The following is a 23,070-nucleotide window of genomic DNA, read 5'->3' as shown; positions in this document are numbered from 1 at the left end:
GGGCACGCGGGGCTCGCCTGTCATCCTCCGAGGGGCGGGCAAAAGACAACTTGCCCATTTACACCGGCCGATGACACTGTGCCAGAAGGTCGAGAAAGAGATCCAGCGCCCGCGTTCTCGGGCGCGACGCTTCGGTAATCGCGCTGATGGCATTTTCGTACTCCGGCCCGCCGGGCACGCGCACGAGCGCATGGCGCTTCGCGAACGACGCGGCGTAGTACTGCGGCAACAGGCCGACGTAATGGCCGGACAGCACCAGCATCGCCACCGCTTCGAGCCCCGAGGCCATGGGCCCGCGTGCGAGGCCGAGCGCGTTGAGCGCTTCGTGCACGAACGGCTGCGTCCGATAGACGAGCGGCAGTCCGGCGGCCTCCTTCAGACGGTGCCGCGCGACATACAACTGGTGACGTTCGATGAACAGCGGCTGGTAGCGAAATCCGGCCTCGCGCCGGTACATGCCGCGAATGGCAATCTGCACGCGGCGTTCACGTAGCGCGAGATCCAGTTCGTTGAACGTCATGACGGTCAGTTCCACTTTCACGTCCGGCGCCTGCGCCTTGAGCTCTGCGAGCGCTTCCGGGATGTGGCAGCCGACGTCCGACACGATGTGCTCGACCATGCCGATGGACAGCGTTCCGGAGAGCACGCCGCGCACGGCGTCGATCTCGGGCCGAATCCGCTCGAGCGACTTCAGTGCGTCGCGTGCCAGTTCCAGCGCGACCTTGCCCGCATGCGTGAGCACGAATCCCGAGGGCCCGCGTTCGCACAAACGTGCCCCAAGGGTCTCCTCGACGTCCCGGATGTGGCGACTGATCGACGCCTTGGACATGTTCAACTGCTTTTCCGCCGCAGCGAATCCGCTGGCTTGCGCCACGGCGCAGAAGATGCGCAACGAGCGCAGGTCGCGCTCATTGAATTCCCGATTCGCCACGATCCGCTCCCCGGTCGGCAGGCGCCGGAGACCGGCCGGGCGGCGCATGCGCAAAAGGTTTCGTTTTTTGAAACCATACCAATAAAAAAATCATTTTTCATGCTCTTTTTGCCCGCATACATTGGGTTCACGAGGCCCGTCGCGACGATGCGCCCGAACGACTCGAAACCCACACCACGCGAGGCAAGCGATGAAGACCTGCTCCAGACGATCCTTTGTAAAGGCGACGCTCGTATCGGGCGCCGCACTGGCCCTCCCGGCCGTTTCCTCGCGGGCCTTCGCCGAAGGCGGCACGCTCGCCGACATCAAGAAGCGCGGCAAGCTCGTCGTGGGAACCGAGGCGGCCTACGAGCCGTTCGAATTCGTGGAAAACGGGCAGGTGGTGGGGTATGGACACGACGTGCTCGAGCTGATGGCCGCCAAACTCGGCGTTCGGCTCGAACAGATGAACCTGCCGTTCCAGGGGTTGTTGCCCGGCCTCATGTCGCACAAGTTCGACTTCGTGGCCACGAGTGTGGGTATCACACCCGAGCGCGCCAAGCGCTTTGCGTTCAGCCAGCCGGTCGGCGTGGTGCGCTCGGTGCTGATGGTGCGGGCGGACGACGCGGCCATCAAGCAGGACATGGACATCGCGGGCAAGACCATCGGCACGCAGATGGGCTCGTCGTCGCAGCCGGTAGCCGACGAATTCGAGAAGGAACTCAAGGCGAAGACGGGCAAAGGCTATGCCGGTACGCGCCTGTTCCAGGCCTATCCGGACGTATCCAACGCCTTGGCGAACAAGACTATCGACGTCGCGCTCATGCCCTCGAACATTGCGGCCGTCCAGATGCGTCGGCAGCCCAATGTCTTTCGCATCGCGGGAACGATCGGGCAGCCCAAGCTGCTCGCGTGGGTCGCCAATCCGAACGATCTCGAGATTCGCAAGTTCATCAACGACTCGTTCGACGAATTCCGCGCGAGCGGCAAGCTCGCGGCACTGCAGAAGAAGTGGTTCGGTGCGCCGATGGAGACGCCGCACGACAACTATCTGCCGCAGGGGGCGATTTGACGGCGGCGGCGCTGATCGACGGGCTCGGCATGGGCAGCATGGCGGGCGTGATGGCGCCATTCCTCGATGGCGTCGTATCGGGCACGGCGATCACGCTCGCGGCGTCGGCCGCGGCGTTCGCGATCGGCCTGGCACTCGGGATCGTGCTGCTGCTCATGCGCATCTCGTCCATCGCACCGCTGCGTGCCGTGGCGGTGCTGTGGGTGAGTCTGATCCGCGGCACGCCGGCGTTGATTCACATGCTGATCGCGTACTACATGGTGCCGGCGCTGTTCGATATCTCGATCTCGCCGATCACGGCCGGCATTGCGGCGCTTGCGTGCAACACGAGCGCATACATCGTCGAGATCCTGCGCGGCGCGCTCGGCACGCTCTCGCACGGGCAGCGAGCGGCGGCGTACGCGATGGGCATGCGCGCAACGCAGGTCTGGCGCCATGTGCTCCTGCCGCAGGTCATCTACCGTGCCATTCCGCCGCTCACCAGCGAGTTCACGATCCTGCTCAAGGCGTCGTCGCTGATGTCGATCATCGCGGTGCCCGAGCTGGCCACGGTGGCGCGCAACGCCACCTTGCAGACCGACATGCCGCTACAGGTGTTCGCGATTACTGCCGCGGTGTATTTCATTGCGCTGTTCTGCATATCGGCCGTCTCGCGCGCATGCGAGCGCCGAGTCTCGAGGATGCTGCCCCATGGCCATTGATTTTTCCATCGTGAGGGAAGCGGTCCCGGTGCTGCTCGAAGGACTGCGCGTGACGGCGCTCGTGAGCGTCATCGGCATTCCTCTGGGGATCCTGATCGGCATCGTTGCCGCGTATTCGGCGCAGTCGCGCACGATCCTGCGTCCCGTCGCGCTGGGCTACGTCGAACTCGTGCGCAATATCCCGTACCTGATCCTCGTCTACCTGTCGTTCTTCGGTCTGCCGAAGCTAGGCGTGAGCGCGTCGGCCATGGCCGTGGCGGTGGGCTGCACGGCCTTCTACACCGGCGGATATTTCTGCGAAATCCTCCGGGCCGCGTTGAGAAGCGTCGCGCGAGGGCAGACCCACGCGGCGCTCTCGCTCGGCATGACCTATTGGCAGACGCAGCGGCATATCGTCGCGCCGCAGTTGTTCGGCTTTCTCATTCCGCCGACGACCAGCCTGGTGATCATGATGTTCAAGGACTCGGCGATCTTCTCGGTGATGAGCCTGCCGGAGCTGACCTACCAGAGCAATCTGCTTACCGCAAACACGTTCGCCTACGTCGAAGTGCTCGGCACGACGGCGTTGATCTACTGGGCCAGCAGCGTCTTGCTGGCCGGCGTGGGGCGGCGTCTCGAGAACGTGGTCGGGCGACGTACCCGGCACGTATGACGCCTGCCCGGAATTTCACCAAAGGACACTGACATGACGACTTATACCGTGGCACCCCGAACCGGCCATCCGACGCTGCTGTACTCGGAGCTCGATCTGGACATCGACAACCTCAGGGCCGACATCGCCGTGCTGGGCATGCCTTACGGCGCGCCCTACGCCGCGTCGGACTTCAGCAACGATCAGACCAACGCGCCGTCGGCCATCCGCCAGGCGACCGATCGCGTGGTGCGTCGCCCGGGGCACTACGACTTCGACATCGACGGCCCGCTGCTGCAGGGGCGCACCGACATCCGGTTCGTGGACTGCGGTGACATCATTCCCGATCTGACGCAGCCCGGCGAGCACTACGCGCGCGCCGAGGCGGCGGTGCGCCGGATCGCGGCCGGCGGCGCCATGCCGATCGTGCTGGGCGGCGATCACGGCATCACCACGCCCGTGCTGCGAGGGCTCGATCACAAGGGACCGATCACGCTCGTGCACATCGACGCGCACCTGGACTGGCGCGACGAAGTCAACGGCGTGCGGGAGGGATTGTCGAGCCCGATCCGGCGCGCCTCGGAGATGGCGCACGTCGAAGGTATCGTGCAGATCGGTCTGCGCGCCCAGGGCAGCGGGCGTCCGGAGGAGCTTGTGGCGGCGCGCGCGTACGGTGCGCAGATCGTAACCGCGTACGAGTTGCACGACATCGGCATGGACGCCGTGTTGGCGCGCATTCCCGACGGCGGCAATTACTACCTCACCATCGACGCCGACGGCCTCGATCCGTCGACCATGCCCGCCGTGGCCGGCCCCGCGCCGGGCGGCGTGACGTTTGTACAGGCGCGCAAGCTGATTCACGGGCTCGTACGCAAGGGCCGGGTCGTGGGGATGGACATCGTGGAGATTCAGCCTGCAAAGGACGATGCGAACCAGATCTCCTGCATCACCGCCGGTCGATTGATTCTCAATCTCATCGGCGCATCGATTCGCGCGGGACACTTCGACAAATGAGTACCGCGCAACCCATCATCGAGATACGCGACGTCGACAAGTGGTACGGCGCGCATCACGTGCTCAAGCAGTGTTCCACGCAGGTCGCGAAAGGCGAGATCGTCGTGGTGTGCGGGCCGTCCGGGTCGGGCAAGTCGACGCTGATCAAGACCGTCAATGCGCTGGAGCCGATCCAGAAGGGCGACATCGTCGTGGCGGGCATTTCACTGATGGCGGCGTCCACGAATCTGCCGAAGCTTCGCAGCAAGGTGGGCATGGTCTTTCAGCATTTCGAACTGTTCCCGCACCTGGATATCACGCGCAATCTCACGCTGGCCCAGCAGATCGTGCTCGGCCGGGACGCCGGGACCGCGCGCGCCAAGGCGCGCGCGCTGCTCGACCGCGTCGGCCTGTCGGCACATGCCCACAAGTATCCGGGGCAGCTCTCGGGTGGCCAGCAGCAACGTGTGGCGATTGCGCGGGCCTTGTCGATGGATCCCATGGCGATGCTCTTCGACGAACCGACCTCGGCGCTCGACCCGGAGATGGTCAACGAAGTGCTGGACGTGATGGTGGAGCTCGCCCGCGAGGGCATGACGATGATGGTCGTCACGCACGAGATGGGCTTTGCCCGCCGCGTGGCGAATCGGGTCGTGTTCATGGAGGACGGCGCCATCATCGAAGACAGTCCGACCGACAGTTTCTTCAACGACGCGGCGAGTCCCGCCGCCAAACGTTTCCTTTCCAGGATTCTCGCGCACTGAATCGCAGCGCGCGGCATATGACGTTCAACCGATAACCTGACGAGACACCATGATGCACACCCGAATTCGCAAGTTCAATACACGCGACACTTATCCCGAGCAGAACCTCGACAACGACCTTTGCCAGGCCGTGATCGCCGGCAACACGATCTATCTGCGCGGACAGATCGGCCAGGACCTCGATACCCGCGAGTCGGTCGGCATCGGCGATGTCGCCGCGCAAACCGAAAAGGCAATGGCGAATGTCGCCATGCTGCTCGACGAGTGCGGCAGCCGGCTCGCCGACATCTGCAAGGTCACGGTCTATATCGTGGACCCGCGCTATCGCGAGGCGGTCTACAACGTCATGGGGCGCTGGCTCAAGGGCGTTTTCCCGGTGTCGACGGGTATCGTCGTGCAGGCTTTGGCGCGGCCGGAATGGCTCGTCGAGATCGATGTGACGGCCGTGAAGCCGGCGGCTTGAGCCCGGGCGAAATGCGCGATGTGGTGTGCGGAATACGTGATGCGCAACGCGCAGTACGCCGTGCAAAGCGCCGGGTGGCGGTCACGCGTGGACCGTGCCGTGCGCCTGTCGGCATGTCGGGGCGGGGGACGAATGCGGGCGCCCGGGCCGGAGGTCAGAACCGTCGTTTGACGTAGACGGTAGCGCCGATGGCACGCTGGCCGAGCAGCGGGATACGCGCGGTCGCGGAGACGGTCCAGGCGTCGGTCTTGAGTGCCAGCCCCCGCTTCGGGTCGGACCCCAGCTTGTCGTCGGCGTTGTTCCATTGCACGAACGACAGTGTCGGCGACGAGGACGGGCCGATGAAAAGATAATGCTGCGTCGCTTGCGCGGCCGTGGTTTCGTTCGGCGCGCCGATCCAGTCGGCGAGGTGGTTGTCGTGGCCCGCGATGGCACCGTTGAGCGCGTCGATGCGCGTGTAGAGCAATGCGCTGTCGTCGGCGAAGCGGGTCGCGTCGACGCGATCGCCGCTGGCGGCGATGTCCTCGCCGGCGCGCCCGAACGGATAGACCGTGACGGGCACGGGCGGCACCACGGCGACGGAGACCGGCGCGGGTGGGGCGGGGACGTGGATCGGCAGGGGCGCCGGGCCAAGATTGGCCAGCATCATCTGTTCGGATGACCCCGGGGTGGCGCCATCAGCGATCGCCACGCTGCTCAGCGTGACAACGCAAGCGCCTATCATCCATTTGTTCAGGCACGTCATGGACATGCCTCCCATAAAGGAATGGCAACGCTAAGTCGCTGGCCCCACTTTGTCTGCGCATGACGCGCTTCGCATTACAAACTTTCTGAAATCCCTGCACCGTCTTGTGCGGTGTTTGCGCGCCGTATGCATTTAGGAAGTGTAGTCAGACATTTGCGTCCCGCCACCCTTATTTGCACCGAGTGTGATCGGGCGCAAATGCACGCTCGCGCACAGGCCCGCCGGAGCGGGCCCGGCGGACGTTCCATGGCGCGCGCTCTCGGGTTTATCCTGAGGGCGGCTGATGGCGCACCGAATCCGCGGTTCGCTCGGTCCTCGCCCGTCCTGCCATGTCGCGATGCACCGTGACCGTGACCGTGGACGTCCGTTCCGGCGTGGCGCATTGCGACGTGGAGCAACCGCCACAACCGCTCGCGCATCCGGAGGCGGGCGCGGGGGCCTGTCGCCACTTGCGCGGCACGGGCACGCCTCGTCGCGCCAGGGCGTCGAAAAGTCGGCGGCCGACCGCCCGGGTCTGACGCGGCAACAGATGCCGCAGCACCGACAACGCACTGGCCGCGACGATCACGGCGACGACGACGTATTGAACGGCAGGGGACATGGGGGTGGCTCCTTGTCTCAGATCAGCCAGAGCGCAAGGCGATACGTGACGAACGACACGATATAGGCCAGGGCGAACATATAGCCGAACGAAATCAGCACGTAGCGCCACGACTGCGTTTCCCGGCGGATCATCGCGAGCGTCGACATGCACTGCGGCGCGAAGGCGAACCACGCGAGCAGCGACAGGGCTGTGGCTACTGAAATGTTGGACGACAGCGCGCTCGCCAGTCCGGCCGCGTCCTCGGCGCCGCCGGCGACCGCGTAGACCGTCGCGAGCGCGGTCACCGCCGTCTCGCGGGCCGCGAAGGCGGGAACGAGGGAGAGGCTGATCTGCCAGTTGAAGCCCAGCGGCGCGAAGATGACCTGAAGCGCCCGGCCGATGTATCCCGCGAACGAGTAGTCGATGGCCGGCCCGGTGGCGCCCGCTGGCGGCGACGGGAACGTCGAGAGGAACCACATGAGGACCGTGAGCGCGAGGATCACCCCGGTCAGGCGCCGCACGAAGATCCAGCCGCGCTCCCAGAGACCCAGTGCCAGATTGCGGACCTTCGGCATGCGATACGACGGCAGTTCCATGAGCAGTGCCGGCTGCGAGCGTGCACCGCGCAAGCGTCGGGCAATCCATCCCACAGCCATCGCCCCGAGGATGCCCGCGGCGTACATCGCGAAGAGCACCAGCCCCGGCAGCTTGAAGACGCCCAGCACGGGCCGGTCGGGAATGAACGCGCCAATGAGCAGCGCGTATACCGGCAGGCGCGCCGAACAGGTCATCAGTGGCGCGACAAGGATCGTGGTGATTCGTTGACGAGGATCGGCGATGCTGCGTGTGCCCATGATGCCGGGAATCGCGCACGCGAAACTCGACAGCAGGGGAATGAACGAGCGGCCGGTCAGGCCGACCTTGACCATCATCCGATCGAGCAGGAAGGCCGCGCGTGGCAGATAGCCCGATTCCTCCAGCACGAGGATGAAGAAGAACAGCACCAGAATCTCGGGCAGGAAGCCGAGTACCGTGCCCAGGCCACCGAAGAGGCCGTCGACGACCAGACTTCGCAGCGGACCGTCGGACAGCCCGGCGCCGACCTGCTCGCCCAGCCAGCCGAATCCGTCGCCGATGGCGTCCGTCATGGGTTTGCCGATGAAGTACACCGCCTGGAATATCAGGAACATCACAGCAGTGAGCACGATCATGCCGAACACCGGATGCAGCGCGATGCGGTCCAGGCGTTCGTCGACGCCGTCAGTCATCGCGAGCGCGCTCACCGACGACGCCATGATTCGACGGACGTCGGCGTGAAGGTCGCGGTCCGCAAGATCGATCGTTGCACCGCGACTTGCCCTTGCGTCGCCCGCAACGTCATTTCGGGTGAAGTCGTCCAGTGCCTCGATCAGCGCGCGCACGCCGGTGCGGGCAATCGCCACCGTCTCGACGACGGGAACGCCCAATTCGCGCGCGAGTGTCGCCACATCGATTTCGATACCCCGTCGACGGGCTGCGTCCATCATGTTCAGCGCCACGACGGTCGGGCGCCCCAGCGCCAGCACCTCGAGCACGAAGCGCAAATGCAGGCGCAGATTCGTGGCGTCGACCACACACACGATCAGTTCGGGAACCGTCTCGCCCGGGTAGGCGCCGTGCAGGACGTCGTGCGTGACCTTCTCGTCGAGACTGGTGGCCGAGAGGCTGTAGGTGCCGGGCAGGTCGAGCACGCGGATCGTTGTCCCCGCGGGCGAGACGAACGCGCCTTCCTTGCGCTCGACGGTGACGCCGGCATAGTTGGCGACCTTCTGGCGCGCGCCGGTCAGGCGATTGAAGAGTGCGGTCTTGCCGCAGTTGGGGTTGCCGACGAGGGCGATGCTGAGCGTGGTCGATGGCATGCGGTTCACCCCAGCCGGACCTGAACGCGCGCGGCTTCGTCGCGGCGCAGTGCGAAGCGCGTCGCGCCGACCTGCACGACCATCGGGTTGCCGCCCCATGGGGCCAGCGCAACCACGCGCACCGGTTCGCCGGCCACGAAACCCAACTCGCGCAAGCGATGCGCGATGGCATCGGGTTGCCTCTGATCGACGACCGAAACCACGGTCGCGGTACTGCCCTTCTTCAACGCCGACAACTGCATGGTACGAATAAGACGCGAACGATAATTATTCGCAGTATAAGCAGGGCCGATGTCATTCCGAAGGGCGGGATAGGGGCGGAGGGGCGCGCTTCTCCGCCCGCGGTACGCCGGATCTCAATGCTGTCGGGGTGTTCGGGGCGATACCGTTCGCGGCGTCTTCCTCAACTGCGGCCATATGCCGCACCCGGCCCCCACCCTGGCGCATCAACCGCCGGTCAGGGCCTTCGGCACGACGTAGCGCGTGCCGTCGTAATCGAGGGTGACGTTCGCGCCTCGCGAGGTGCGTTCCTTGCTCGCGCAGTCGTTGCGGGTCGGCTTGTTCGTCGTGGTCGTGGTCTTTTCGCTGACGACGAGGCTGGCGTAGCCGTCCTTTCCCGGCGCGCCGACGGAAACGATGCGCGAGGTGTCGGTGAAGCTTCCGGCGCAGTTGCCGTCCCATTCGCCGCCGCTCGACTGCGTGGCGAGCCCGTCGACGACCTTGCGCAGCGTGGCGCCGTCGACGACATACAGGCTGAGCGTCGTTTGCGAGAAGGGATTGACGCGCGACGATCCTTCAAGCGTCGTGCGTGTGCCAAATGCTGTTACTTGAGGTGTCAGGCGCCACGCTGCCGTATCGAGCGCGAGTTCGCGCAGCATGATGGCATCCGAGGTGATGGCGGCCTTCTCGAAACGGTGCGCGACGATCTTGCCGCTCTGGCTGTCGGCGACGAGCACTTCCACGTCATAGACCCGGTCCTCGTCGGTGCCGCCGGGTTGCGGCAAGGGGAGCACGGCGAGCGTCCGGGCGGGATTCGCGGGCCAGACCTTGCAGGTGGCGAAGTCGGTGTCGAGCGTGCGACCGGGCTGGAGCGTCTTCGTCCAACCGGTCAGGCGATCCTTGCAATCGGCATGGGCAAGCAACGGCAGGCACAACAGGGCGGCGGCGAGGACGTGGCGCATGGAGGTCGGGACAATGGCCTGAGTGTAGGTTCGCTCATTCTACCGATGGGCTTCGGTTCGAGGCGCGGCCCCATCGCTCCAATCAGCACTTCTGCGTGCCGAAACGGCACGGAGCCGGAATTTCTGCCGCCTACACTCCGCTTCCTGAGACTGGCAGGGGGTCCGGGGCGCGCATCGAGTGCGTGCCGCGCGACCGCCAGACATTTCCAACGCCAGCAGTAATCCAGAGGAGCAGGGCATGACAGGCAACACCCAACCCCACAACCCGTGGCGTGAGATCTGCGCCGCGAGCATCGGCAACGCACTCGAGTTCTACGATCTGCTGATCTACGGCTACTTCGCCATCGTGATCGGTCAGTTGTTCTTCCCCGCGCACGATGCCACGACGTCGCTGCTGCTGGCCGTCGGCACCTTCGGTATCTCGTTCGTCACCCGCCCGCTCGGCTCGATCATTCTCGGCAGCTACGCCGACCGCGCCGGCCGCAAGGCGTCGCTTACCGTGTCCATCGGTCTGATGATGCTCGGCACGGCCATGATCGCGTTCGCACCGACCTATGAGCAGATCGGCATCGCCTCGCCGCTCATGATCATCGTCGCGCGCATGCTGCAGGGCTTTTCCACGGGCGGTGAGTTCGGCGCCGCCACAGCCTTCATGGTCGAGCACGCCGACGCCAAACGGCGCGGCTTTTTCGCGAGCTGGCAGATGTCCACCCAGGGTCTCGCCACGGTGCTCGCCGCCGGTGTCTCCGCGCTGCTGAGCCTGCTGCTGAGCGCCGACCAATTGAGCGCGTGGGGCTGGCGCGTCGCGTTTGCCGTCGGTCTGCTCATCGGTCCGGTCGGTCTCTACATCCGCCGTAACATCGACGAGACCGCCGACTTCAAGAAGCTGGGCGAGAAGCAACGCGAGACGTCGCCGCTGCGCGAAGTCTTCGGCCGCGACCGCGCGAACATGCTGCTCGGCGCCGGCGTCGTGGCCGCTGCCACGGCGTTCAACTACGTTCACAAGCTTTATATGCCGACGTACGCGGTCAAGCAACTGCACATTCCGGCCACGTCGTCGTTCATCGGCGCCGTGGTCACCGGCGTGATGCTGATGATCGCCGCGCCCGTGGTCGGGCACCTCTCGGATCGCTTCGGTCGCATTCGCGTAATGCTCTGGGCACTGATCCTCGTGGGCGCGACGACCTACCCGTTGTTCGTGTTGCTCAACAAGTACCCCACGTTCCAGACGCTGCTCATGGTGCAGGCGCTGGTCGGTTTGCTCATCGCCGTGAGTCTCGCGCCGCTGCCGGCACTGCTCGCCGACATCTTCCCGACGAGTACTCGCGGCACCGGCCTCGCCCTGTCGTACAACTTCTCGGTGACACTCTTCGGTGGCTTCGCGCCGCTCATCGTGACCTGGCTGATCGACGCCACCCACAACAAGCTCGCGCCGAGCTTCTACGTGATGGCCACTGCCGTTCTGAGCATCGCCGCCGTGATCTCGCTGGGCCGCCGCGTGCGGGCGGGCAAGATCGCGGGCGTCACGCACGGCGGCGCGCGCACCTCGAAAGCCTGATCGCCCGCGGACGATCCTGCACGAGGCCAGTCCAGCCACCAGGATTTCACCGCGGTTCTGTTTTCCGCCGCAAAGACGACGTGCGCCGTACTCGCGGTAACGCCGTCGTCTTTTTCGGCACCCTTGCGGAGCACTACTCATGACCACGCTCGAAGCGATTCGCGCCGCCCTGCCGGCGTACCCCATCGAAGTCCCGTTCCCGGATATCGCCCGCTGGCGCGAAGGCAACACCGGCGTCGACTACCTGCACACGTTCGACAGCGGCAAGCCCGGCAAGCACGTGATGATTCTCGCCCTCACGCATGGCAACGAAGTGAGCGGCGCCATCGCTGTCGACACGCTGCTCGCCGCCGGACTGTGTCCCACCTCGGGCCGCCTGTCGCTGGGCTTCGGCAACGTCGGCGCCTATGAGCAGTTCAGTGCGGAGAATGCCGATGCCACGCGCTTTCTCGACGAGGACATGAATCGCGTGTGGACGCCCTCGACGCTCGACGGTGAGCGCCAGAGCCGCGAGCTGGCGCGCGCGCGCGCGATGCGTCCGTTCATCGACACGGTCGATCTGCTGCTCGACATCCACTCGATGCACGAAGCATCGGCGCCGCTGATGATGACCGGTCCGCTGGAAAAGGCCGTTGCACTCGCCGCCGAACTCGGCACGCCCGAACACGTCATCATCGACAAGGGCCACGCGAACGGCACGCGCATGCGCGATTACGGCGGCTTTGGCGACGCAGCGAGCCCGAAGAACGCCCTGCTCATCGAGACGGGACAGCATTTTGCTGCGAGCGCGCGCGACGTGGCGCTCGACAGCGCCGCGCGCTTCCTGCTGCATGCGGGCGTGGTTGCGCAGGCCGACGTCGCGCGGTTCCTGACGCAGACGCCGCCCGCCCGGCAGAAGTTCGTCGAGATTACGCAGCCAGTCGTGGCCCGCTCGATGGATTTCCGTTTCTCGCAACCCTTCACGGGGCTGGAAGTCATCGAGAAGGCGGGCACCGAGATCGCTCGCGACGGCGACGAGGTTATCGTCACGCCTTACGACAACTGCGTTATCGTGCAGCCGTCGATGCGCCACCTTGGTGTGAATGTCACGATGATGCGCCTGGGTCGCCTGCTCGATCGTTGATCGACGCGGGGCGTTGCCGCCGACGCGGTCGGCGGCCCAGGACACGAGCGCACGGGCCGGCGGATCGCAAGATCGACGGCCCGTGCGGCTTCCGGGGCAGGGCGCACGGGCGCGGCGCGCTAGAAGGTGCCGACCAGCGAGCCGACGACGATGACGGCCACGAGCGCAATCAGTGCGCTGACGATACTCGCCATGACGATGTCGAAATAACTCTCGCGATGCGTGCTCCCGCACACGGCGAGCAGGGTCACGACGGCGCCATTGTGCGGCAGGCTGTCGAGTGTGCCTGATGCGATCACCGCCACCCGGTGCATCAGCGCCGGGTCGATGCCGTGCTGCGCGGCGAGGCTCACGTAGGCAGGGCCGAGCGCGTCGAGCGCAATCGTCAGTCCTCCCGAGGCCGAGCCGGTGATCGCCGCGAGCAGATTCGCCGACAGGGCCAGCGAGACGAGCGGCCCGCCGTCGATGGACAACACCCAGTCGCGCACGACTTCGAAGCCCGGAAGGGCAGCGATCACACCGCCATAGCCCACGAGACTGGCCGTGCACATGATCGGCAGAACCGACGCGTTCGCGCCGGCGTCCATGGTCTTGCGCAGCGCAGGCAGGCGCGGCCATTGCAGGGCGATGAGCGCCACGATCGCGCAGGCCAGCGCGATGCACACGCCCCACACGCCCGCCACGCTTTGCAGCGTCATGCCGCCCCATCTCGGTTCGGCAAGAAAGCTCGCGTCGAGCCTCGGGAAGACGATCACGTTCATCACGAAGTTGCCGCCGATCACGACGAGCAGCGGCAACGCGGCCGTGAGGATGCCCGGCAGTTCAGTGCTGCGATGTCCATGCTCGATTTCCGCCGGATCGAATTCCCGCGCGACGCTGGCGCGCTCGCGAACGACTGTCGGGTCGGGGGCCTTGTCCCAGACTTCGTGCTCCGCGTAACCATGTCCGGCGCGGCGCGCCTGCGCCTCGCGCCACGACAGCCACCACAGTCCCGCCCCGAGCATGATGGCGGAGGCCATCAGCCCGAGGCCCGGAGCGGCGAACGGCGTGGTGCCGAAAAAGGGCATGGGAATGGCATTCTGAATGGACGGCGTGCCGGGCATGGCGGACATCGTGAAGGTCGATGTGCCAAGCGCGATCGCGGCGGGCATCAGGCGCACGGGGATATCCGCCTCGCGAAACAGCGCATGCGCCATCGGTGCGAGCACGAAGAACGCCACGAACAGGCTGACGCCGCCGTACGTCACGAGCGCGCCGCCGAGCACCACGGCGAACATCGCCCGGCGAGCGCCGAGTTTGTCGGTGAGAAACGCGGCGATCGCGCGAACCGCCCCGCTGTCTTCCATCAGCTTGCCGAACAGGGCGCCGAGCAGGAACAGTGGGAAGAACTGCGCGACGAAGCGCGCGGCGTTCTGCATGAAGGTGTGTGTCCAGTGCGCAAGCATCGGCTCGCCGGAAAGCGCGGCGGCGAGCATGGCGGCCGCGGGCGCGAGCAGCAGCACGCTCCAGCCGCGGTACGCCAGCCAGACGAGCAGCCCAAGACCGATCAGGATGCCGGCGAGCTCCATTCAGATCGTCTCCTGAAGGGGGGCGAGATCGAACGACGCGCGCCGACCGAGATCGGTGCCGTGGGTTTGCAGGAATTGCTCGGCGCAACGTCGGCCCTCGTCGCGCAGCATCGCGAGGAATTCCCATTCGGCCGAGAGCTTCGACGAGTAGCCCAGCGTGGTCATCATGTCGCTGGCGATGCGGTGCATGCGCATCTGTGCCCAGCGTCGGCCTTCGCAGCTGCCCGCGTCCACGACCTGGCGCAGCACTGAGATCATGCGCAGTTCCTTGAGCAGCGTGGCATTGAACGAGACTTCGTTGACGCGGTTGAGGATTTCGCGCGCCGAACGGGGAACTTCCGCGCGTTCCACCGGGTTGACCTGCACAAGTATCGTGTCGCACGACGACGTTTCACGAATCAGCGGCGTGATCGTCGGGTTGCCCGCGTAACCGCCATCCCAATAAGGTTCGCCGTCGATCTCGATGGCGCGATACAGCATGGGCAGGCAGGCCGAGGCGAGCAATACGTCCGCCGTCATCTCCGCGTTCCGGAAGACGCGGCCGCGCCCGGTTCTCACGTTGGTCGCGGTGATGAACAATTGGATCGGGCAGGCTGCGATGCCGTCGAAGTCGATGTGATCGGCGAGCAGGCGCCGCAGCGGGTTGAATTCGAGCGGCGCGAGGTCGTACGGCGAGACGACCCGCGCGGCCAGATCGAAGAACGTGAAGAACGGGGAGTTATCCAGTGACCACCGCCCGAGCATGATGTCGAGCGGCGTGCGGCGCAAGGGACTGAATCGCCCCGCATGTGCGACGTCACGCCAGAATTGCTCAAGCGCGTTTCGTGCGCCCTCGGGGCCGCCGTGCGCGTAACCGGTGGCGAGCACCGCAGCGTTCATGGCACCCGCTGACGTACCGGAGATGCCTTCGATGTGAAAGGGGCCCCTGCTGGCGATGGCTTCGAGCAGCCGGTCCAGTACGCCCCAAGTGAAGGCGCCATGGGCGCCACCCCCTTGCAGCGCAAGGTCGACGGGCAGGGTGCCGGGCGCGGCCCGACTGGCGGTGGCAGGGGCGTCGGCGGCCGTACGGCTGGCAGCGCTGGCGCGTGGCCGGCGTGGATTGCGTTGAATGCGTGGCATGATCCCTCGGCGATGCGACGCGGCTCCGGCAGGGGCCGGCCGCGGGGGGCGTTACGAGAGTACGCTTGCAGGCGGCACGCAAGTTGCGCTGCAACATGACCACTGTCTCAGATTAAGAAGAAATCGGCAACCTTGCGCGGCGATCGCCGCGCTTTCCCTGATTTTCCTGACCGTCCTGATCATCCTGATCGGCGGTCGGCGATGGCTTGCCGCGTCGCAGGCTCAGTTGCGCGAGCACGTCAGCGTGCTCGTTGCCCCAGCGGTAAAGCATTTCGATCGGTTCGATGAACAACTCGCCGAGCGGTGTGAGCGAATACTCGACCTTGGGAGGCACCACGGCATAGACCTCGCGGTGAATCAGCCCGTCGCGTTCGAGTTCGCGCAGCGTCTGCGTGAGCATCTTCTTGGAAATGCCGGGCAACCGGCGCTGCAATTCGCCGGTGCGCGTGGTGCCGCATTGCAACGCGTAGAGGACCATGCTTGTCCACTTCACGCTGAAGAGTTCGAGTACGCGGCGCGGCACGCAGGTCTCTTCGAAGACGAACGGCTCGGGCTTGTTCATGGTAACCAAATGGTGACTATCTAACGAAAGGGTGCCTACTGGGGATTTCGACCCTTCGTCACTATACTTTGTGGCGATAGTGCGCGTCACCCGAAAGCGCCATTCCGGCCGCGCGGCGGATTGCCGGAGGTGCGCCCCGGACATGACGCGCGCAGACCAATGGAGAATCCCATGAGCAGTTTGTCGAAGACGGCCATCTCGATGCTGGACCTGGTGCCGGTGCGTGCCGGCGGCACGGTGGCCGAGGCCCTGAAGCAATCCACGGAGCTCGCGCAACACGTCGAGCGTCTCGGTTTCACGCGTTTCTGGCTGGCCGAGCACCACAACATGGACGGCATCGCGAGTTCCGCGACCGCATTGCTGATCGGCCACATCGCGGGCAAGACGTCGCGCATTCGTGTCGGGTCGGGAGGCGTCATGCTGCCGAATCATCCGCCGCTCGTCGTGGCAGAGAATTTCGGCACGCTGGCCGCGTTGTATCCCGGCCGTATCGATCTGGGGCTGGGGCGCGCTCCGGGCGCGGATCAGACGACGATGCGTGCATTGCGCCGAGACCGGCTTTCCAACGGCGACGACTTCCCGGAGCAGGTTGCCGAGCTGCGCGCGTTGCTGGCGCCGGCTCAGCCCGGTCAGCGGCTGGTGGCGACGCCGGGCGCCGGCAGCGAGATTCCTGTCTGGCTGCTGGGCTCGTCGCTGTTTTCGGCGCAGCTTGCCGCCCATCTGGGTCTGCCCTACGCCTTTGCGTCGCATTTCGCGCCGCGGTTCCTGTTCGATGCGATACGTCTGTATCGCGATCTTTTCCGCCCGTCGGCCGTCCTCGACAAGCCGTACGTGATGGTCGGCGTACCGGTTGTGGCCGCGCCGACCGACGAGGAAGCGAGGTTCCTCGCCACGTCGTCGCAGCAGAAGATTCTTGCGTTGATGCGCGGTCAGAGCCTGAAGCTCCAGCCGCCGGTGACCGACATGGACGAGCGCTGGGATCCGGCCGAGCAGCATTCGGTGGAAGCCTTCCTCGGGGTGGCGGTGGTTGGCGGGCCCGAGCGCGTGAGGGCGGGGCTGTCGGATCTCGTCGAGCGCACGCAGGCTGACGAGCTGATGCTCGTGACCGACATCTACGACCCCGCACTGCGGTTGCGTTCGTGCGATATCGTGGCCGCCGTCTGCAAGGACTGACAGCGCGCGGCGCGCGGTGCCCTCGAGCGGGCGCCGCACCTTGCATGCCGTGGAATGTCGTCGCGGGCGCTTGCCCGAACGCGCGTCCCACGGACGGACGGCAGTGGTTCCGGCGGCGATTGGGGGGGGCGGTGCACCAGCTCCGGAGGCGTGAGCCTGGGGCTGGGGCCTCGGGGCAAAGGCCCAGCCGACTATCGGAAGCGACCGATGGAGAACGGCGACAGGTCGATCCCGGGACGTTCGCCCGACACCAGAGCGGCGATCGTGCGACCCGTGGATGCCGCGGCCGTCAGACCCACGTGTCCATGGCCGAAGGCATAGAACGCATTCGGCACTTTCGATGCGGCGCCGACGACCGGCAGCGAGTCGGGCGTGCTCGGCCGGAATCCCTGCCAACGTGCGCCGTCGACCGATTGGGACGGCTTGGCGCCCGCCACGGCGCCGGGGAACATCTTGTGCAACTGATCGAGGAGCAGGTCGGCGCGTCGCCAGTTCGGCGGCGCTTGCAGTCCGGCCAATTCGACCGTTCCTGCGCCGCGAAGCCGCCCGTTCATCGGCGTGGCGAACAACTTTCCCTCGGCCCACATGACCGGTCGCGAGGGCATCGTCTGCGGCGACGCGATCTCCACGTGGTAGCCGCGCTCCGTGTCGAAGACGATGCGGTCGCCCAACTGCCGGGCGAACGGGGCGGACCATGCGCCCGCGGCCACGACGACCGCGCTGGCCGCCTCGCGCCCCGCGTCCGAATGCACGGCCACCGCGTGTGCGCCGTTGGTCTCGATCGCCGTTGCGCTGGCGTCGACGACGCGTCCCCCGCGCGCGATCACGTGCGCGGTCAACCGCGCCAGCAGGGCGCCGGGATCCAGCGTATGTCCGGTCTCGTCGATATATCGGGCACCGATGAAATCATGTGAAAGCGTTGGCTCGAACTCGCGCAGCGCCGCGGCATCGAGGGTTTCAATGTGCACGCCGTTCTCGCGGCGCAGCGCCATGCCCCCCTCGTCACCGCGCATGCCGCGCTCGCTCGAGTAGGCGATCAGATAGCCGCGTCGCGTGACCAGATCGTTGGCCTGTGCATCATCGAGCAACGGCTGGTAGGCGTCGAGCGCCGGGCCAAGCAGCGCCCGCAGTGCGTGCGCCTGAGCCGAGACGCGTGCAGGCTGACTCGCCGCGACGAAGCGCATCAGCCAGGGAACCATGCGCGGCAGGTAGGACCAACGCAGCACGAGCGGGCCGTCTGGTTGCATCAACCATCCCGGCACCTGCCACAGCACACCCGGCATGGCAATCGGCACGACCGACGACCCGTTGATGCAGCCCGCATTGCCCAGCGAGGCCGCCTGGCGCGCGGACTGCCGATCGACGATCACCACGGCATGCCCGGCGCGTTGTAGATAGGCGGCGGTACACACGCCGACCAGACCGCCCCCGATGACGACGACGGGACGTGAATCGTTCATAAGGCGTCCTGCGGAATTCGAAAGCGCCTAGTGTACTGTGTTGCGCGTGGGCGACCGAGCACCTTCAAAATTCCCGGACGGCCTCAGATCATCTCGAGCGGACGCTTTCGTGAGGGCGCTTCGAAATGATGGTCGAGCAACGCCAGCTCCTGCTCGGTGAGTACGATATCGTGAGCGGCGCGATTGGCCCGCACGTGCGCCTCGGTGCCCGCCTTCGGAATGGCGATGACGCCCGGGCGGCTCAGTACCCAGGCCAATGCGATCTGCAGCGGTTCGACGTGGCGGGCCCGGGCGATGTCGCCAAGCACGCCCTTCGTCGGCAATCGGCCCTGCTCGATGGGGGAGTAGGCCATCATCGGCAAACCGTGCCCGGCGAGCCACGGCGCAAGATCGTACTCGGGGCCGCGTCGAGACAGGTTGTAGAGCACCTGGTCGGTGGCGCATGCGTTACCACCGGGCGTGGCAAACAATTCGTCCATGTCGTCGGTGTCGAGATTGCTCACGCCCCAATGGCGGATCTTTCCGGCCTCGCGCAAAGCCTCGAAGCCTGCGATGGTTTCCTCGAACGGTTCGTCGCCGCGCCAATGCAGCAGATAAAGGTCGAGTCGATCGGTGCGAAGGCGCTTCAGGCTGCGCTCGCACGCAGCCACCACGCCGCGTCGCGAGGCGTTGTGGGGATACACCTTGCTCACCAGGAAAACCTCATCGCGAAGCCCGTCGAGCGCCTCGCCGACAAGCGTTTCCGTCGCGCCCTCGCCATACATTTCTGCCGTATCCACAAGCGTCATGCCGAGCGATACGCCAAGACGCAATGCCGCGATTTCCTCGTGACGCCGCTCCGGCTTCTCGCCCATCATCCATGTGCCCTGACCGAGCACCGGCACGGTGTCGCCTTGGGGAAAAGAGATGCTTCGCATGATGTGTCCTCCTGGATTTTTGCTTCCATTATCGGCCCCCGAGTCGACCGATGACCAGCGGAGTGAGGGCTTCGCGCAACACTTCGCGGCGCGCGCCTACGTTTCGGGACAGACTCGTCCTAACCATGGATCGGACAGGCCCGCTATTGCGTTCGTACGGTGATTCTCTCGGATAGTTCACAGGCCTTTGCGAATGTCCTCGCGATAAGCTGGATTGACCGATGCGCACGGCGAATGTTGCTCTGCAGCGAGACGGCTCAGTGACGGCGCATGCCGTGTGCATCGGCCCGGCGACGAAGGCCGGTGAGCGATCGATTTCGTCGCGGACAAAAAGAAGCCCCGCGAGCGGGGCTTGAAGGCCGACCTGGCGAGCGTCGGCCAAGGAGGTGTGTTAGCGGGGGGCATAGGGCCACGGGACGGCTGTGCTCCGTATTGTCGACACGGGGCAAAGACGGTGGGGAAGGAGGAGTCCGAATATCGAACGGAAACCTGGAGTAACAAATGTGACAATTTCCGACCTTTTCGCGTAACGGAGCGCGAGGGATAATGGGGCGCCCCATAAAAAACAGGAAGCCGTCAATGGATGACGCGATCAAGTTTCGCTCCCCTGGAGCTTCGTTGTCGCCGCCGAGCCGCTACGCGCCGCCGGCGATCTTCTTTCACTGGGCGGTGGCACTGCTGATCGTGGTGGCCTACGCGGCGGTCATCACCAAGGGGTACCTGCCCAAGGGCAGCGCGTCACGCGCGCTTTCGATGACGGTTCACGAATGGGCTGGCGTGGCAGCGCTCACGCTCGCGGTGCCGCGCCTCCTGTGGCGGTTGATCAAAGGATCGCCGGGCGCGCTGCCGGGGCAGGCGTGGGTGGTTCGCGCGTCGTCCTCGCTCGTGCATCTGCTGCTGTATCTGTTCATGTTCACGCAGCCGGTGCTTGGCTATCTGGCGCTCAACGCGGGGGGGCACGTGCTCACGATTCCCGGGCTGGATATCGCGTTGCCTCAACTTGTCGGACAGGACGACGCGCTTCGCAGCTCGATCAAGGAGATTCACGAGACGATCGGTAATGCGTTCTATTGGGTGATCGGGCTGCACGCGCTGGCCGCGCTGTGGCATCACTATTTCCGCCGCGACGATACGTTGCGTCGCATGCTTTGAACTCGCGAATCAGGGGCGAGGGTCAGGGCCCGCGCCGGCCCGAGCGCGCCGTCGGCTGCCTATGCGCGACGCTGTCGCGAAGGCGCCGAGTCCAGGGTGAACCTGCGCGGCGCATGAGCGATGCGCCGCGCGCCGAAGGCGGGCGAAATACCCACCCAGCGGATGCGGTCAGAACGCGAACCGAACGCCCGCGAACACGCTACGGCCGTCTCCCGGATAGAAGACGGCGGTGTTGGCGGTGCGCGCGTCGGTCACCGTGCTGAAGTCGGTAACGTAGCGCTTGTCGGTCAGATTGCGCGCGTCGACATAGACCGTGACACCACGCTGCACCTGATAAGACGCCTGCACGCCGACCAGCGTGTAGCCGGGCACGCGCATGGTGTTCGCGTAATCGACCCATGCGCCGGTCGGTACCCAATCGAGCGATGCGGCGATCTGCAATCGGTTCGACACGGCATAGCCGAGTGTCGTGCGCAACACATGGGTGGGAATGCCGGCAATGCGATTGTTGCCGTACTGGGGATCGTCTCGGAAGCGGAAGTCGCTGTAGTTCCAGAGTTGTGACAGCGTGATGCGATCTCCGGTGGCGGCGAGGTTCCTGAAGAGGTCGACCGACGCGCCGATCTCCACACCCTGGAGCACGGTCTTGTTGGCGTTGAAAGTCGACGCGGGGATGTCGGCGGACGTGGTGTACTGAAGCAACTGGTCGCGCACCAGCGATCGGAAGGCGGTCACATCCCATGCCACGCGATCGACTTTGCCTCGGGTGCCAGCCTCGATCGTCCAGGCGTGCTGCGAGGCGAGTGGCACGAAGCGCGAAGTGGCGCCGAACGTCTGCGACAGGTCGGTGAAGTCGGGGACGTCGGCACTGCGTGTGACATCGACGAATGCCTGAAGGTCCTTGCCGGGCTCCCAAAGCAGGCCGATCTTCGGGTTCACCCCCGAATAGGCCGCGCTCGTCGACCGGTAGTTGGGGTCGCCGGCCAGACCGCCGTAGTCGAAGTATTGTCGCTCGTCTCGAAAAGCCTTGGCGCCCACCATCAGGCCGAGCGTCGGCAGGAAAAACCACCGGTTCTCGAAGTAGGCCTCGTAGTTGTACGCGCTCTGGCGGGCGTCGAGCGTCTGGGCGCCGCGATTGCCGTTCACGTTCACGTACTGGTTGGCGCGCGTGTTGCCGCCGAAGAAGCGCGCGCCCACGATCAGGTCGTTACGCATGCCCGCGAGCGTGAGGTTGGCGGTGTAGCGAGGGGCCACGCCATATGTCCAGCCGTCCTGATCGATGACCTGAAAGATCGGGTGATAAAGGCTCTTGTGGATCACCCACGAAGCGATGTCGAGTTGGCCGGTCGCGAAGCGAACCGTCGTCAGGTTACCCAGCCGTTCGGTGCGCGTGTTGCGTGCCTGATCGCCGGAGACGGCCGATGCGGCTGCCTTCGTCGGGTGGTTCATGGCATCGAACAGCGACAGCGTGCCCGGAAGTTTCTGGTCGACGACGTAGGCGCCGAAGAAAAAGCGGGTTTCGACGCGCGGCGAGAACTGGTAGCCGACATTGGCGTTGATCTGGGCGTAGTTACCCCTGTCGTGATCGCGATAGCCGTCGGCGCGATTGACGGTCACAGTCGCGAGCGCATCGAGGGGGCCGAAGACGCGCGACATCTGACCGCTCACGCGTGCAGTGCCGAAGCTGCCGCCATCGACGCGCAACTGGTTGGGCGCTTCCGCGGTATAGGCGGTGGGCGTGACGAAGTTGAGCGCGCCGCCCAGCGTGGTCGCACCGTAGGTCAGACCGTTGCCGCCCTTGTAGACCTCGGTCGAGCGCAGGCCCAGCGGATCGATCTGGTAGTAGTCGCCACTGCCGTCCGCGGCGTTCGTTGGAATGCCGTCCTGCAGGATCTCGAGTCCGCGAGCATGATAGCCGCGGGCGATCCCCGAGCCGCGAATCGAGACACGCATTTCCTGCCCATAGCGGTTCTGCACGTAGACACCGGGGCTGTCCTTGAGAATGTCGCGCAGATTGAAGGCGTAGGTGTTCTGGTACGCGTCGGCGTCGACGAAGCCGACGGCGCCGACCGTCTGGAACAGGTCGGCTTTTTGCACTTCCACGCTCGGTGAAGTGAGTGATTCGGGCGGAGCGGTCACTACGGTCACGGGCAACGTGGCCTCGGGGGCGGTCGTCAGTGCGTGCGCTGCACTGCCGAGGGAGGCAAGGGCGAGCGCGATGGCCGTTTGCAACGGCTTCTGCGTCTGGAAACGCGACATGGAATTCTCTCTCTCGTGCGACCGCGCCGGGCGGTCGCCTGATGTACGTGTACGGCCGCACGCGCATTGTGCGAAGTCTTGTCAAATGCCGGGTGCGGTGGACGCACGGCGCGTTCGTTGCATCGTGAGAGACGCAAGGCGACGGGCGACGGGCGACGACGTGCGTCGTCGCGCAGCGCGCGAGCGATCGCACGAACCGGCCAGGCATGGCGCGTTCGGCAAGCTTTACCGGTCGAGA

Annotated in this window: 22 protein-coding genes; 10 read left to right on the top strand and 12 right to left on the bottom strand. The window is 65.6% G+C overall.

Annotated elements, in window-relative coordinates; genetic code table 11:
- Positions 1 to 58 precede the first annotated feature (58 nt).
- Positions 59 to 931 carry a LysR family transcriptional regulator gene (locus PMO31116_RS04965; RefSeq protein WP_150565740.1) on the bottom strand — a complete coding sequence of 291 codons (873 nt, stop codon included), beginning with the start codon at positions 929 to 931 and terminating at the stop codon, positions 59 to 61.
- 190 nt (positions 932 to 1,121) lie between these two features.
- Here PMO31116_RS04965 and PMO31116_RS04960 point away from each other — a divergent pair, with 190 nt between their 5' ends.
- Genes PMO31116_RS04960 through PMO31116_RS04935 form a run of 6 tightly spaced genes read left to right on the top strand, consistent with a single transcriptional unit; the run spans position 1,122 to position 5,534 of the window.
- Entirely contained in the window at positions 1,122 to 1,982 is an 861-nt protein-coding gene (locus PMO31116_RS04960) for a transporter substrate-binding domain-containing protein (RefSeq protein WP_150565739.1), read from the top strand.
- A gap of 29 nt (positions 1,983 to 2,011) precedes the next feature.
- Positions 2,012 to 2,683 carry an amino acid ABC transporter permease gene (locus PMO31116_RS04955; RefSeq protein ID WP_150565942.1) on the top strand — a complete coding sequence of 224 codons (672 nt, stop codon included), beginning with the start codon at positions 2,012 to 2,014 and terminating at the stop codon, positions 2,681 to 2,683.
- Positions 2,673 to 3,335, top strand: coding sequence for an amino acid ABC transporter permease (locus PMO31116_RS04950; RefSeq protein ID WP_150565738.1), 663 nt, complete (start codon positions 2,673 to 2,675; stop codon positions 3,333 to 3,335). The genes PMO31116_RS04955 and PMO31116_RS04950 overlap by 11 nt, the downstream gene beginning before the upstream one ends.
- Positions 3,336 to 3,368: 33 nt before the next feature.
- Positions 3,369 to 4,328 carry an agmatinase gene (locus tag PMO31116_RS04945; RefSeq protein WP_150565737.1) on the top strand — a complete coding sequence of 320 codons (960 nt, stop codon included), beginning with the start codon at positions 3,369 to 3,371 and terminating at the stop codon, positions 4,326 to 4,328.
- 14 nt (positions 4,329 to 4,342) lie between these two features.
- Complete coding sequence (locus PMO31116_RS04940) at positions 4,343 to 5,071, top strand: amino acid ABC transporter ATP-binding protein (RefSeq protein WP_150565941.1); 729 nt, start codon at positions 4,343 to 4,345, stop codon at positions 5,069 to 5,071.
- Between the two features lie 49 nt (positions 5,072 to 5,120).
- Complete coding sequence (locus PMO31116_RS04935; RefSeq protein WP_150565736.1) at positions 5,121 to 5,534, top strand: RidA family protein; 414 nt, start codon at positions 5,121 to 5,123, stop codon at positions 5,532 to 5,534.
- 154 nt (positions 5,535 to 5,688) lie between these two features.
- Here the strand turns inward: PMO31116_RS04935 and PMO31116_RS04930 are convergent, their stop codons facing one another.
- The 5 genes from PMO31116_RS04930 to PMO31116_RS04910 all read right to left on the bottom strand — a co-directional run bounded on the left by PMO31116_RS04930 (position 5,689) and on the right by PMO31116_RS04910 (position 9,941).
- On the bottom strand, positions 5,689 to 6,279 hold the full coding sequence (locus PMO31116_RS04930) for a hypothetical protein (RefSeq protein WP_150565735.1): 591 nt from the start codon (positions 6,277 to 6,279) through the stop codon (positions 5,689 to 5,691).
- A gap of 265 nt (positions 6,280 to 6,544) precedes the next feature.
- On the bottom strand, positions 6,545 to 6,880 hold the full coding sequence (locus PMO31116_RS04925) for a DUF6587 family protein (protein ID WP_150565734.1): 336 nt from the start codon (positions 6,878 to 6,880) through the stop codon (positions 6,545 to 6,547).
- Positions 6,881 to 6,897: 17 nt separating this feature from the next.
- The gene (gene feoB / locus PMO31116_RS04920) at positions 6,898 to 8,760 is read right to left on the bottom strand and encodes a ferrous iron transporter B (RefSeq protein WP_150565733.1); all 1,863 of its coding nucleotides are present in this window, start codon (positions 8,758 to 8,760) and stop codon (positions 6,898 to 6,900) included.
- A 5-nt stretch (positions 8,761 to 8,765) separates the two neighbouring features.
- On the bottom strand, positions 8,766 to 9,002 hold the full coding sequence (locus PMO31116_RS04915; RefSeq protein ID WP_150565732.1) for a FeoA family protein: 237 nt from the start codon (positions 9,000 to 9,002) through the stop codon (positions 8,766 to 8,768).
- Positions 9,003 to 9,206: 204 nt separating this feature from the next.
- Complete coding sequence (locus PMO31116_RS04910; protein WP_150565731.1) at positions 9,207 to 9,941, bottom strand: PA3715 family protein; 735 nt, start codon at positions 9,939 to 9,941, stop codon at positions 9,207 to 9,209.
- 238 nt (positions 9,942 to 10,179) lie between these two features.
- Between PMO31116_RS04910 and PMO31116_RS04905 the strand changes: the two genes are divergently transcribed.
- Positions 10,180 to 11,499, top strand: coding sequence for an MFS transporter (locus PMO31116_RS04905; protein WP_150565730.1), 1,320 nt, complete (start codon positions 10,180 to 10,182; stop codon positions 11,497 to 11,499).
- 139 nt (positions 11,500 to 11,638) lie between these two features.
- Entirely contained in the window at positions 11,639 to 12,622 is a 984-nt protein-coding gene (locus tag PMO31116_RS04900; protein ID WP_150565729.1) for a M14 family metallopeptidase, read from the top strand.
- Positions 12,623 to 12,741: 119 nt separating this feature from the next.
- On the opposite strand, the gene PMO31116_RS04895 is transcribed toward PMO31116_RS04900, so the two are convergent.
- From PMO31116_RS04895 to PMO31116_RS04885, 3 genes are all read right to left on the bottom strand, one after another.
- Positions 12,742 to 14,190: a GntP family permease gene (locus tag PMO31116_RS04895; RefSeq protein ID WP_150565728.1), complete on the bottom strand. Its 1,449-nt coding sequence runs from the start codon at positions 14,188 to 14,190 to the stop codon at positions 12,742 to 12,744.
- Positions 14,191 to 15,309, bottom strand: coding sequence for a patatin-like phospholipase family protein (locus PMO31116_RS04890; RefSeq protein ID WP_150565727.1), 1,119 nt, complete (start codon positions 15,307 to 15,309; stop codon positions 14,191 to 14,193).
- A 112-nt stretch (positions 15,310 to 15,421) separates the two neighbouring features.
- Positions 15,422 to 15,871, bottom strand: a complete 450-nt coding sequence (locus PMO31116_RS04885) for a winged helix-turn-helix transcriptional regulator (protein WP_246185148.1) — start codon at positions 15,869 to 15,871, stop codon at positions 15,422 to 15,424.
- Between the two features lie 171 nt (positions 15,872 to 16,042).
- Here PMO31116_RS04885 and PMO31116_RS04880 point away from each other — a divergent pair, with 171 nt between their 5' ends.
- Positions 16,043 to 17,044: an LLM class flavin-dependent oxidoreductase gene (locus PMO31116_RS04880; protein ID WP_150565726.1), complete on the top strand. Its 1,002-nt coding sequence runs from the start codon at positions 16,043 to 16,045 to the stop codon at positions 17,042 to 17,044.
- 191 nt (positions 17,045 to 17,235) lie between these two features.
- Here the strand turns inward: PMO31116_RS04880 and PMO31116_RS04875 are convergent, their stop codons facing one another.
- Positions 17,236 to 18,504 (bottom strand): NAD(P)/FAD-dependent oxidoreductase, encoded by a 1,269-nt coding sequence (locus PMO31116_RS04875; RefSeq protein WP_150565725.1) that lies wholly within the window; start codon positions 18,502 to 18,504, stop codon positions 17,236 to 17,238.
- Positions 18,505 to 18,587: 83 nt separating this feature from the next.
- Positions 18,588 to 19,421, bottom strand: coding sequence for an aldo/keto reductase (locus tag PMO31116_RS04870; protein WP_150565724.1), 834 nt, complete (start codon positions 19,419 to 19,421; stop codon positions 18,588 to 18,590).
- A 579-nt stretch (positions 19,422 to 20,000) separates the two neighbouring features.
- On the opposite strand from PMO31116_RS04870, the gene PMO31116_RS04865 reads away from it, so the two are divergent.
- The gene (locus tag PMO31116_RS04865) at positions 20,001 to 20,573 is read left to right on the top strand and encodes a cytochrome b (RefSeq protein ID WP_150565723.1); all 573 of its coding nucleotides are present in this window, start codon (positions 20,001 to 20,003) and stop codon (positions 20,571 to 20,573) included.
- Positions 20,574 to 20,741: 168 nt separating this feature from the next.
- Here PMO31116_RS04865 and PMO31116_RS04860 read toward each other — a convergent pair whose 3' ends face one another.
- Positions 20,742 to 22,832 (bottom strand): TonB-dependent receptor family protein, encoded by a 2,091-nt coding sequence (locus PMO31116_RS04860; RefSeq protein WP_150565722.1) that lies wholly within the window; start codon positions 22,830 to 22,832, stop codon positions 20,742 to 20,744.
- Positions 22,833 to 23,070: the final 238 nt, after the last annotated feature.

The sequence above is a fragment of the Pandoraea morbifera genome, from assembly GCF_902459575.1.
Taxonomy (GTDB): Bacteria; Pseudomonadota; Gammaproteobacteria; order Burkholderiales; family Burkholderiaceae; genus Pandoraea; species Pandoraea morbifera.
This window is presented reverse-complemented; position numbering and strand designations above follow the sequence as displayed.